The sequence below is a fragment of the Exiguobacterium sp. R-17 genome, assembly GCF_049913315.1.
In the GTDB taxonomy this organism is placed as follows: Bacteria; Bacillota; Bacilli; order Exiguobacteriales; family Exiguobacteriaceae; genus Exiguobacterium_A.
In genome coordinates this window covers 594,799-607,063 of the sequence record NZ_CP184372.1, presented here as the reverse complement: position 1 = coordinate 607,063, position 12,265 = coordinate 594,799, and the positions used below count along the sequence as shown (strand labels likewise).

Here is a 12,265-nt window from a genome sequence, read left to right as displayed (position 1 = left end):
GTGAGCAGGATGACCTATGGTACGATCCATTCCGTTGAATCATGTGGAACAGTCGATGGTCCTGGCATTCGATTCATCGTCTTTACGCAAGGATGTCCACTACGGTGTCAATACTGTCATAACGTGGATACATGGGAGTTCGGTTGCGGACGGCGTGTCTCAGCAGACGAAGTAGTAAAAGAAGCGATCAGCTATCGATCCTTTTTCGAAGCAACGGGTGGCGGAATCACCTTCTCTGGAGGTGAACCGCTCGCTCAGCCAGAATTCTTGGAGGCTGCTTTAACAGAGGCAAAACGCCATGGACTGCACACGGTCATCGATACCGCGGGATCCGTCGTCCCGAAAAACATCGACGCGATCCTCGATGCGACGGATCTGGTTCTGCTCGATATCAAGCATATCGACGATGCTGCTTGTCGCGTCTTGACTGGACGGAGTAACGCCAATACACTCGCCTTTGCAAAACGCCTAGCCGAGCGAAACATTCCCGTCTGGATTCGCCACGTCCTAGTTCCAGGTATCACGATGTCGGAACATTTCCTCCGTCAGACCGGCGAGTTCATCCGGACGCTCGGAAACGTCGAGCGCGTCGAGGTACTGCCGTATCATCAACTTGGAGTCTATAAGTGGGAAAACCTTGGTCTTGCTTATCCGTTAACTGATGTGCTTCCCCCTTCACGAGAAGAAACGGATGCTGCGCAAACCCTACTTGAATCGTACTTGTGTTAACGTTTCCAATTTGTTACAATGACATCATAGATTATGAACAGGAGGTACAACACCGAAATGAAGCAATCACTCGTACACGTCGCTTGATGAATGAAATCATCTCTTTCGCAATGCAGTTGCGGATGTCTGACGCTACGAGTCTGCTCTTTTTCGGTGTGACCATCCTCTGGTCATCGCCTTCTTTGAGTTACACTCCGGCACACCATCCGCTCGCTTCGGATGGTGTGTTTTTCATTTCATCTTATCGGAAATGAACACTAAAGGAGCTGCTTTTATGCCTACTGAAACACTTACGATCCAACACCTATCAATGGATTACGACGAACGACGTCTTTTCTCGGACGTCTCTTTTCATATTCATACTGGCGAACATGTCGCTTTGATTGGTCCGAACGGCATCGGAAAAACGACACTGTTACACTTGATCGCTGATCAACTTCAACCGACTGACGGTTCGATCAAGCGTCATTACAAAAAACTCGGTCTACTATCACAACACTTTGTGGCGGGCGATCACACCGTTCTTGATGTCGTCGAACGAGCGGATGAGGTTCGTTATCAACTTCGCGCTAATGCCATGAATGGTGACTTGACGATTTATCAACAAGCAATCGATCAGGACGCCTTCTCGCTGGAAGCAGATGCAGCACGCGTCTTAAAAGAAGTCAAATTAGAGGAAGCACTCTGGACACACAAAGCATCCAGTTTAAGCGGTGGTGAACAGACGCGCCTCCAACTTGCCTGTCTGCTTCTATCACGACCTGATTTCATCATTCTCGATGAACCGACGAATCATCTGGATCAAGAGACACTCGAGTGGCTCACGGAATGGGTCAACATGTCACGGACCTCGATTCTCTATGTCTCACACGAACGATTCTTCATCGACGCAACGGCTGATGCCGTCATTGAATTATCCGAATCAGGGGCAACGCGATACAGCGGAAACTATCAGTCCTATAAAGAACAAAAGGAACATCAAGCTCTGTCGCAACAACGAGCGTACGAAAAACAAGAACGCACCCGTAAAGAGCTGACACGCATGATTCAAGGATACCGGCAATGGCATCAAAAAGCCTCGAATCAAGCGAGTGAACGCGATCCGTATGCGAAAAAGAAGGCTGCTAAACATGCGACGAAGGTAAAGGCAAAAGAGCAGCAACTCGAGCGTCTACTCGAGGATCGTGTACAAAAACCACAAGTTGCACCGACTGTTCACGTCGCATTCGAACATGAAGCGATTCGTGCGAAACGACTGATTTCGTTCGAACGTGTCTCATTCATGCATGAGACGAAACCGATCCTAAACGACGTTTCGTTTACGGTAGAACGTGGTGACCGAATTGCTGTCATCGGACCGAATGGAAGCGGGAAAACGACCTTACTGCGTCTCATCGAGGGTGAATATGCTCCTCATCAAGGGAACATAATCCGTCATCCTCGATTGAAGACCGGCTATTTTTCACAAGCCCTTTCCCACTTACCGACATCAGGTACATTGTTAGAGGCATTACTTGAGTACGGCACGATGAGTGAGACGGACGCCCGGACGTTGCTCGCCTGTTTTTTATTCCGTCGTGATGATGTCTACCGGTCGATTTCCGACGCCAGTATGGGTGAGAAATGTCGGATCGCTTTCTTACGCCTGTACTTTTCTGGTGCTCACTTGCTTATTCTCGATGAACCGACGAACTATTTGGATCTTGCGACTCGTGAACAAATCGAAGCCGCCCTCGATGTTTTCCCTGGTGAGCTCCTCTTCGTCTCTCACGATCGTTATTTTACCGATCGGCTGTCGAATCGGACGTTTGATTTAACGACTGGATTCAACGATCATCCGGTCGGAACGGCCACGGTACGAAACGCGCGCCGAAGTGACCCTGAAGCGATTCAATCCGATCTACATCGTCTTGATGCTTTGACGGGTAACGTGCCGTTCCATACAGAAACAAATGAATCACTTTCAAAAGAATAACGAGAAAAAAGCATCTGCATAGAAAAAGAGACTCCTTTTTCCGTTGCAGATGCTTTTCATATATCAATCGTATTATCGCTTTTGATACTTCACTTTCGTATGCGCTTGGGCCTGCTTGTGGATTTTTTTCCACTTTTCTTTCTCCGCCGCCTGCAACGCCACGTTTTGCTTGCGTTCCGCATAGGCGATTTCTCGTTTTAGCTTGACGAAGCTGTTCCAGCGCTCAGCAGTTAGTGTGCCATCTTCTAAAGCTATCCGAACGGCACATCCCGGTTCCTTATCATGTTCACAGTCTCGGAAACGACAGTTTTCAGCAAGCTCCTCAATATCGGAAAACGTCGACGATAAACCGTCACTGCCATCCCATAAGGCCAATTCTCGCATCCCCGGTGTATCAACAAGCAATAGACCGTTCGCCAGTCGTTTCAGTTCGCGATGTGTCGTCGTGTGACGTCCACGTTCATCGTCTTCCCGTACGCCACCCGTCTCCATTAACTGTTCTCCAGCTAAAGCATTGACGAGCGTCGACTTCCCAACGCCGGACGATCCGACTAACACGATCGTTTGCTTGACTTGTAACTGGGCACGTAGTTCCTCTAATCCGTCACCCGTCAAAGAATCAACGGCAAGGATTGGTGTTCCGAACGCAATCGCTTCGACAGCCTGTATTTCCGTTTCAATCGACGGCATCAAACTTTTTTTCGTCAGGACGATGATTGGTGTCACTCCTGCATCCCAAGCAACCGTTAAATAACGTTCCAGTCGACGGACGTTGAAGTCATGTCCAAAAGCCATGACGAGCAAGGCAACGTCGACATTCGCGCAGATAATTTGTTCCTCGGTCTCCGTCCCTGCCGCTTTTCGGGAAAATTGAGACGACCGTGGCAAGACCCGTTCGATTCGTCCTTTGCCTGGCTCTCGCTCTGTTTGAATGATCCAGTCTCCCACCGCTGGCAATTCAGCTTTCGTTCCTGATTGAAAACGCAGCTTACCAGACAGTTCGCTAAGTGATTCTCCTGTGTCCGTCATGACACGATAATGCGTTTGGTAGACGGCCGTGATTCGTCCCAGTTGTTCTGTTCCTGTCGTTTCGTAGACAGGTGGTGTACCCCATTCGTTCAAATGGTTTCCTCCTCTGATTTAAGGGAGGGAAACCCCTCCCTGGTTTTCGACACATGTTACTTTTTTAGCGTTGATTGTTGCACTCATCAACATCACTCCTCTCGATTCGATTCCTTTATAGAATATCATATCAATCAATGTTTCTGGTAGCGCTTCCCTCAAAGTCAGACCTTCTCTCCGCCTTAAGCCCGAGAGCAAATACGGTCCAAAGAGCGTCGTACGAACAGAAGGACTTCCGTATTATAAAGGTATCAACACAAGGGAGGCTTCCTCATGAAGCAATCGAAAGGAAAACAATTGGTGATGGTTCTTGCCGGACTCGCATTACTCGCCGTTGTCATCGGAACATTACCACATATGATCGGACTTGGTTTAGGGGCATTACTTGCGTTCTATTCGATCAGTAAGTTCATGCAATCGAACAAATGGCCAGCGAAACTCGGTTTCGGATTTCTAGCAGCCATCGGAATCGGACTTGCCCTCTCAAACATCTGGGCAGTCATCGGAATCGCAGCAGCCATCGCATTGTACGTTGGTTACATGCGTATGAAACTACAGCGTGTCAATGTTCAAGATCTCTTTAACCGCCGCCGTACGTCAACAACACATTTTGAAGCTGACTGGAAAGACTTAGACGAAAAACGATTCTAAATTTAAAGATAATACCCATACTGTTTACCACTTTCAAGGAGGAATTTTTCATGAAAAACGTGTTTGATCAACTCAATGATTTTGCGACACAAATGATGACAGAAGTCAAAAAAGCCGCTGAACAGGGCGAAGTACCTGCTAAAAAGCTCGTTCGTCATATTCGATCTACAGAAGCTGATTTAAAAGAGATTGATCGACTACTTGAGCGTCAACGGACATTATTGCTGGAACTGACTCAAAAGCAGGAAGAAGCGAAGGATTTAGCCGATAAACGCTTCAAACAAGTTGAAATCGCAAACGAAGCCGGTGAACAGCAACTCGCCGAACGTGCTGCCATCGAATCGAAACATTACGGAGAGCAATACCGGTTCTTCGAAGAACTCGTCGCTGAAACGAAACGTGAGTTAAATGAGCTCGAACGTGAAGCCCTCGAATTGAAGTTGAAGCTCGAAGACCTACAGAACAAACGGTACGAATGGATGATGCGCGAAAACGTTTCGAACTTAAAAAACAAGATGAACCAGGTGCTAGATCGCGAACCAAATGCTACTATAAAAGAAGAAGCACATCCGTTCACGGCGGAAGAACCTGAAGCAAAACAACCAGCCGTTGATGAAGATGATATCGATGCGCGTATCGCTGAACTCGAACGCCGCATTCACCAATAAGCAGTTCATGACGAAGGAGGCGTATGCCTCCCTTTGTCATGTTAGAAAGGAGATTGATCGTGCGACGATTAAGTACGAAACAACTGGTCGGTTACGTATCGATCCTGTTCGCCCTTGGTCTATTCTATGACCTATTATCCGGTGCAGGAAATGTATTGTTCGGTGTCTTATTCCCTTTCCTGCTGTATTACGTCGGGATTCATTTCCGGCGGCGCAATCATGAAAAACTAGCGATCCTCTTTTATATCGTCGGTACGATCATTCTTGCTGGCGTCGTCCTCAGTTCGGCTGCCATCGGTTTTGTCATTGCCGGAATTTTGCTCTATCTTGGGATCATTCTTGTGACACGGCATTCTGTCCGTGAATTTTTGTTTTCACGGATTGCCCCCCATCAATATGAAGAGGAAGGCATCAAGATTCAACCAGCTTACTCCTTCTCGACCCAGGCCGATGCACCGTATGTCTTACAGGACTTAAGTGAACAGTTCATCGTCAAGGATTTAGAAATCGATTTGACGCATGCCTATGTCCCGGAAGGTGAAACATTGATCGTCGTCAGTGGCGTCGTCGGGGACGTCCGGATTCTTTTACCGTCCGGTTATGATTATACGCTCGACACGTCGATCGGCTTCGGAAGCGTCAAGACGGACATCCGCCGTATTCCGACCTTCTTCAATCGACGCATTCAATTCCGAGCACCAGAATATGGTGAAGCGACGCGGAAGGTTCGTATTCATGTCATGCTCGGTATTGGCAACGTGGAGGTGTCTTCGATATGAAGCGTGATCAATTTCCGCTTGGTGTCATCGCTCTGCAAGTCATGACGGGCTTCTTGACAGCCGTCATGACGACGTTGTTATTCTTAAGTACACGCCAAGTCGATTGGCATGTTCTCTTCGTCCGTCAGCAAGACTTTCCTGTCCTTTTACTCGTCATCGGACTCTCATTACTACTGCCGCTTGCTATCGGTAGCATGCATTATTTTTTCTTGCGTCGTGACTTCAAGCGTGTCACGACTGCCATCATCGAACTGGAGCAAGGAAAAGATGTCACAATTGTTCCCGGTCCCTATTTTCATACGTTGACACGCCTGTCACGAATTGGAAAACGTATTGACGAGCAAGTCGAGACCGTTCAAAAGATCAGCACGCGTCCGCAGCACGTCGAACAGGTACGGATTCAAGCTGTCACCGAAGAACGCAAGCGACTCGCACGTGATTTACACGACTCCGTTTCACAACAACTTTATGCCATCTCGATGATGACGACAGCAGCCAAACAGACGATTTTGTCTCAACCTGAAGCTGCTGCCAAACAAATCGAAATGGTCGAGACGATGGCACAAACGGCACAGTCTGAAATGCGTTCGCTCTTACTTCAACTTCGCCCCGTCGAACTCGAAGGGATGACGTTACAACAAGGACTTTCTCAACTGCTCGAAGAATTATCTAGAAAGCAGTCCACACAATTGAGTTGGAAGTTAGAAGAGATGTCACTCCCACGACAAATCGAAAACGAGTTGTTCCGGATCGTTCAAGAAGGATTAACGAATGCCTTACGTCACGCGAAAGCGTCCCATATGGATATCGAGCTCCGAGAATTCAACGAAACAATTATCCTGAGCATGAATGATGATGGTGTTGGATTTGTTGTTGATGAAAAAAAACTTGCCTCTTATGGCATCAATTCGATGCGAGAACGAACGGCTGAGATGGGTGGAACGATTCGTCTCGTCAGTGTTCCTGGACAAGGAACCCAAATCGAAGTAAAACTTAGAAAAGATCGGATGGTGCAAGTATGATACGCGTATTATTAGTAGATGACCACGAGATGGTCCGGGCCGGTGTGTCTGCTTTCCTTTCCACACAACCAGACATCGAGGTCGTCGCTGAAGCTTCGGATGGTCAAGTGGGAGCCTTGCTGGCGCTCGAACACCGACCGGATGTCATCTTGATGGATTTAGTGATGGAGCCAGTTGATGGCGTCGAAGGAACCCGGTTGATCCGCAAAGACTGGCCGGAAGCAAAAATTCTCGTCGTGACGAGTTTTCTTGATGACGAGAAAGTCTATCCTGTCATTGAAGCGGGTGCGATGAGTTACGTTTTAAAGACAGCTAGCGCCTTTGACATCGCAGAAGCGATTCGCAAGACAGCAAACGGTCAATCCGTCATGGCAGCACAAGTGACCGGTAAAATGATGGAACGTCTTCGTCGTCCTACGACACACTTACATGATGATTTAACGGAACGTGAGCAGGAAGTTCTTCAATTGATGGCTCGTGGTATGGCGAACCAAGAGATTGCGGACGAATTATTCATTTCCTTAAAAACCGTCAAAACACATGTCTCGAACATCTTATCAAAACTAGATGTCGTAGACCGTACACAAGCTGTCGTCTATGCCTTCAAGCATAATCTCGTCAAATAAGATTTAGCCCTTCATTACTTATTCTTTAAGCGCATGCCAAAAACCCCGAATCGTCTCTTAGTCAGAGACCGTTCGGGGTTTTGATGTTGTACGAAACGATTACCAAAGCTTCCATCCCGGAGCGCCTGGAGGGGCGTTTTCAATCATATGCCAAATCGGTACTGTGTACGCAAACGCAATCAAAGCGAACGTTACAAAAATCCATAGCTTCCAATTTTCAAAGAAGAGTGGCGTTGCCATCGCCTCTTCTTCCGTTTCAGCAATCGGAAATTCTTCCGTTCCTTTTGGTGTACGAAATGCAAGTTGGAACATCGCATACAAGAACAATAGAATCGAGATGAATAAAATCGTCCCACCAATTGCCATGGCGACATGATATGGAATCCAGTCAGCGACGATCGAATCTTTGAAGTAGGCGGCAGGACCCGTCCGTCGTGGATTACCGAGTAGACCTGAGATATGCATTGCTGTCGACATGAAGAGCATTCCGATCGTCCAGGCAGCCGTTTGAATAAGCCCAAGACGATTCATTGCCGCTGTTAACGTTCGACCACGTAAGAGCGGGACAAGCCAGTAAGCCGTTCCAAAGAACGTCAATGCCACAGCGGCACCGACCGTGATATGAAAGTGTCCTGTGACCCATAACGTATTGTGAACGATGATGTTTAGTTGATGGGATGCGTTGATGACACCACCTGCACCTGCAGGAATGAAGAACAACATCCCGATGAACGGTGCAAGAAAACGTACATCGCGATACGGCATTTTTTTCACCCAACCAAATACCCCGGTCGCCCCTTTCCGACGACCCGCCAACTCAAAAGTCGCAAACATCGAGAAGGCTGTCATCAATGATGGAATGATGACGAGGAACGTTAAGACGACTTGGACATACTTCCAAAAAGCAGAAATCCCCGGCTCTAACAATTGATGGTGAAAACCAACCGGGAACGAAAAGAGGAGGAACAATAAAAATGACATACGTGCTAACGCGTCAGAAAAAACCTTTCCACCAACGATTTTCGGGATGACTGTATACCAGACGATGTAGGCAGGTAACAACCAGAAATAGACGAGTGGATGACCAAAGTACCAAAATAGCGTCCGGGATAGCTCGATTCCGACCTTATCCGTCCAACCAAGGGATAAGGGAAGGAGCTGAAAAAGAATCGTCGCTGCTACTCCGAGTGTCGCAACCACCCATAATAAGGCAGTCATAATACTCATGTATGCTTGAAGTGGTGGATGAACGCCAGGGTGTTCCCGTTTATAATCAGCATACATACGGAACATGGCACCAGAAGCAATCCACGTTCCGACGACGAAGATGACGAGTCCAATATAAAATACTGGATGTGCCTTGAGTGGTGCATAGAATGTATAGAGGACGGAAGCTTCTCCTGCAAGTACCATCCATGTGACGAGGATGACACCAAGGATCATGAACCAGAATCCAACCCACCCGAGACGTCGAGGAAAGTCTTCGAAACGTCCAAAGGATTGACCTAAAAATGAAAACAGTAATCCAAATATGAATAATGTCGTAAAGACGATCGCAAGCATTAACCCGTGGGCAGTGAGAAGCTCATAGTAGCCGACTCCAGCAATTTCTGGAATGACACCTGTCCGCACCATCGTTTGCAACAATCCACATAAACCACCAATCAATAAGGCAACGAGCGAAAAACTAACATGTGCGAAAGCGAGCTTCGCTTCCTTAATTCCGATGACGGTAGCAGGCAGACCACGCTCCATCTCGAACTGTCTTAATTTTTTTGAAATGGCATTCATCTTATTCCACCACCTTGATTTTGGTTGCCATCATATGATGACCCGATCCACAGTATTCATTACAGACGACCAAATACTCGCCAGCTTCCTTGAATGTATATTCAATGGAATTGATATGACCAGGAACGACCATCATATTGACATTCGTCTTGACAATTTCAAAGCCATGGACGACATCTTTTGATGTCACCAAAAAATCAACCGTTGCCCCTTTGGGAATGACCATATCTTTTGGTGTGAATTGGAACGCTTGTGCGACGATGATCGCTTCGTATCGGTCGTCATCGATTTTTTTTAGTCCTGGCTTGTCGAATGGTTTCGTTTGATCAACTTTCGTCGGATCAATCAATGTTGCATCGGATGGCGGTTGATTTCCGGATGCAAAAGCGGATACGCCGATGATGGTTAAAAAGACGCCAAGCATCACTGCTCCAAAAATCAGCCAGATTTTTTCTAGACGATGAATATGCATTGTGACTCCCCCTTACCGTGATAAGAATAATAGAAAGATTGAGCTCCACATCCCAATGATGATACCTGCTACGATCAGGACGGCAATAAATGTTCCTTTGAGGTTTGATTCTGATTTTTGGTCCATGGTGATTACTCCTCTCCTGCTTTGAACTTGTCTTTATTGTAAGAATTCAGCAAGTTCGGAAACTGTGATATATATCACTTCAAATGTGAAGAATCCGCACTTTTCTTTCTAAAAACACACAAAAAGTTCACATCTGAACAAGAGAAGGAGGCACGACTCATCTACAAAAAAAACAATCCATACATGAGACAGAAAATTCTGCTTCACGTTTGAATTGTTTGTACACTATCTATTAAATTCGACAAACACCTGCTGGGCATCCTTCACAATGACACAGATCACGCAGATATTGTGCATCATGAATGATGATTTCTTTTGGCGTCATCGAAATGACACCTTCTTTTTTCCACTGGGAGAACATCCGATTGACCGTTTCACGCGGTGCGCCAATCAATTGACCAAACTCCCCATCGGATGGACGTTTTGCAAGACGGTAGGTTTCTCCTACTTGTTCCCCTTCCATCGCGATGAGACGAAGTAACGTCGAAGCTAATGCACCCGGTTTTCCGAACAATAGCAAGTCGCGCAATTTAGTCTCCGTTTGTTTCCGCATCAATGCTTGCCACCGCATGATCTCAAGCGCAAAAGTACCATCCTTTCTCATGAGTTCCTCTAATTTTTCTTTTGAGAGGAAACCGATGATACTATCCTCCATCGTCTCGATACTGTATGAACTCGGAAAAGCTTCTCCTACATCAAATTCACCAAATAGATCCCCTTTGAAATATAAGAACATGAGTAATGGACTGCCTTTTTTCGTCAACTTCGATAGTTTGACGCCTCCTTGTTTCACATAAAACAACTTGTCGTTCATTTCCCCTTCCCAACAAACGATGGAATCCTTTTTGAACGTCGTTTCCGTCATGAAGCTCTCTAGTAACGTTCTTGTCTCAGGTGATAAGATGAACGTATTTGCTTCAGTCGTTCCACAAGTCAGCATATCCATTTCTCCTCTCCTTTTCTTCTGCTTTTAGTATAGAACATCACAGTTCAAAAGAATGGATTTTCAAAAGATTGTCAAACTTTGTTCAATGTTTCACATTATTTTTGAAAAGTATCTGACGACCGCTTTCTAAAACTAAAGCAATCGTCAGATATAGTATCACATACCTGTTCCGTAATAATGATGAACGATTCGTTCAACTGCTTGACCTGGTGGGTGATCATACCAACTTGTTTGGAATTCCTGCATGTGCTGACGGCACTCTTCAAGTATCGCGTCAGACACGATCCACTCCATCAATTGCGCCATCTGCTCCGTCTGTCGCACCGGTAATGGTTTCGGATACTGATCGACAAGTCCTGGTAGTTGTCGATATGTATCGATGTCCGGTGTGTATAAGAACGTTGGAATCTCAAGAAGACAGCTTTCAAATGGAATCGATGAATAGTCGGTCACCAGAACATCCGTGATGAGCAAATAATCATTGATCTGATACGTGTCATCCACAAGATGTATATGGGCGGAACGATAGGTCGAAAGCGCTCGGATCGTCGGATGTAACTTAACAAGAATCGTCCAGCCTGTTTTAGCCAGTTGTTCAAATTGTTGAATCGTGTGATCTTCCGTTCCTTTATATTCGCGGTAAGTCGGGGCATACAATAGAATCCGGCGGTCGGGTTTTACATAACGTTCTTTTAAATCAAGCGCCCGATGTTCCCGCTGAACCTCATCATACCAATAATCCGTCCGCGGCATGCCGAACGGTTTAAAATGAGATCGTTTTAAATCATGCGGTGCCATGAATTGTGTCGCACAACGCATCCCCGGCACGATGAAATCACCATATTCCTGATAGACACGTCGGAACCGATTTCGTATCCGTTCCGATACGAACAGGCTTTTCGAAGAAGTTAGTCCAAACTGCTTTAACGTTCCGCCGGCATGCCATAGCTGGATACGTCGTGTTCCACGTCGCGTTTTAGCAACACTGAATTCCGCAACATAATTATCGACGAAAACCGTCCGGGAGGTCGCAAGTAAATATGCGAGTCTGACGAACCGTAATCGACGAAAGCGAAGCATTCGGTCTGACTTCCATAAATCCGGCTGCTTCATGAAATGGTGATCATATACAAGATACCGTTTCTCATTTGGCAATTCCTGCGCCAAGCGATCATTAACAGGTTTTGCGTTATCCCCGTATGTCATCCAAAATAAAGTGACGGGGCGAAGCGGTAACAACCGAAAGACACCATAACAAATACGAAACAACAATAAATAGACCCATACGATTCCTTCTCTAACCACTTTCATCCTGCCCTTCTACGAAGAAAGACCGCACGTCGTCGTGTGGTCTCCTC

13 protein-coding genes are annotated in these 12,265 nt (G+C 46.5%); 7 read left to right on the top strand and 6 right to left on the bottom strand.

The genetic code is table 11. From position 1 onward, the window contains the following. Positions 1-9: 9 nt before the first annotated feature. Positions 10-729: a pyruvate formate-lyase-activating protein gene (gene pflA / locus ACN9MT_RS03180; RefSeq protein WP_426272760.1), complete on the top strand. Its 720-nt coding sequence runs from the start codon at positions 10-12 to the stop codon at positions 727-729. A 274-nt stretch (positions 730-1,003) separates the two neighbouring features. Next, the gene (gene abc-f, locus ACN9MT_RS03175; RefSeq protein ID WP_426272759.1) at positions 1,004-2,704 is read left to right on the top strand and encodes a ribosomal protection-like ABC-F family protein; all 1,701 of its coding nucleotides are present in this window, start codon (positions 1,004-1,006) and stop codon (positions 2,702-2,704) included. Between the two features lie 72 nt (positions 2,705-2,776). Here abc-f and rsgA read toward each other — a convergent pair whose 3' ends face one another. Further along, positions 2,777-3,826, bottom strand: a complete 1,050-nt coding sequence (gene rsgA, locus ACN9MT_RS03170) for a ribosome small subunit-dependent GTPase A (protein WP_368915956.1) — start codon at positions 3,824-3,826, stop codon at positions 2,777-2,779. A 273-nt stretch (positions 3,827-4,099) separates the two neighbouring features. On the opposite strand from rsgA, the gene ACN9MT_RS03165 reads away from it, so the two are divergent. From ACN9MT_RS03165 to ACN9MT_RS03145, 5 genes are read left to right on the top strand one after another with little or no spacing between them, the layout of a single operon-like run. Further along, positions 4,100-4,477 (top strand): hypothetical protein, encoded by a 378-nt coding sequence (locus ACN9MT_RS03165; protein WP_058704987.1) that lies wholly within the window; start codon positions 4,100-4,102, stop codon positions 4,475-4,477. A 50-nt stretch (positions 4,478-4,527) separates the two neighbouring features. After that, positions 4,528-5,145: a hypothetical protein gene (locus tag ACN9MT_RS03160; RefSeq protein ID WP_023467259.1), complete on the top strand. Its 618-nt coding sequence runs from the start codon at positions 4,528-4,530 to the stop codon at positions 5,143-5,145. 59 nt (positions 5,146-5,204) lie between these two features. Beyond that, positions 5,205-5,924, top strand: a complete 720-nt coding sequence (liaF, locus tag ACN9MT_RS03155; RefSeq protein ID WP_029340864.1) for a cell wall-active antibiotics response protein LiaF — start codon at positions 5,205-5,207, stop codon at positions 5,922-5,924. After that, positions 5,921-6,946: a sensor histidine kinase gene (locus ACN9MT_RS03150; protein ID WP_056063588.1), complete on the top strand. Its 1,026-nt coding sequence runs from the start codon at positions 5,921-5,923 to the stop codon at positions 6,944-6,946. The genes liaF and ACN9MT_RS03150 overlap by 4 nt, the downstream gene beginning before the upstream one ends. Continuing rightward, positions 6,943-7,572 carry a LuxR C-terminal-related transcriptional regulator gene (locus ACN9MT_RS03145; protein ID WP_056063585.1) on the top strand — a complete coding sequence of 210 codons (630 nt, stop codon included), beginning with the start codon at positions 6,943-6,945 and terminating at the stop codon, positions 7,570-7,572. The genes ACN9MT_RS03150 and ACN9MT_RS03145 overlap by 4 nt, the downstream gene beginning before the upstream one ends. 99 nt (positions 7,573-7,671) lie before the next feature. Here the strand turns inward: ACN9MT_RS03145 and ACN9MT_RS03140 are convergent, their stop codons facing one another. The 5 genes from ACN9MT_RS03140 to ACN9MT_RS03120 all read right to left on the bottom strand — a co-directional run bounded on the left by ACN9MT_RS03140 (position 7,672) and on the right by ACN9MT_RS03120 (position 12,218). After that, positions 7,672-9,363, bottom strand: coding sequence for a b(o/a)3-type cytochrome-c oxidase subunit 1 (locus ACN9MT_RS03140; RefSeq protein ID WP_251137987.1), 1,692 nt, complete (start codon positions 9,361-9,363; stop codon positions 7,672-7,674). 1 nt (position 9,364) lies between these two features. Then, on the bottom strand, positions 9,365-9,835 hold the full coding sequence (locus ACN9MT_RS03135) for a cytochrome c oxidase subunit II (RefSeq protein ID WP_035412613.1): 471 nt from the start codon (positions 9,833-9,835) through the stop codon (positions 9,365-9,367). A gap of 12 nt (positions 9,836-9,847) precedes the next feature. Beyond that, a complete protein-coding gene (locus ACN9MT_RS03130; protein ID WP_155960209.1) occupies positions 9,848-9,961 on the bottom strand; it encodes a cytochrome C oxidase subunit II in 114 nt (37 codons plus the stop codon). 232 nt (positions 9,962-10,193) lie between these two features. Then, positions 10,194-10,901: a Crp/Fnr family transcriptional regulator gene (locus ACN9MT_RS03125; RefSeq protein WP_056063687.1), complete on the bottom strand. Its 708-nt coding sequence runs from the start codon at positions 10,899-10,901 to the stop codon at positions 10,194-10,196. A gap of 162 nt (positions 10,902-11,063) precedes the next feature. After that, entirely contained in the window at positions 11,064-12,218 is a 1,155-nt protein-coding gene (locus tag ACN9MT_RS03120; RefSeq protein ID WP_368915964.1) for a CDP-glycerol glycerophosphotransferase family protein, read from the bottom strand. Between the last annotated feature and the right edge of the window lie 47 nt (positions 12,219-12,265).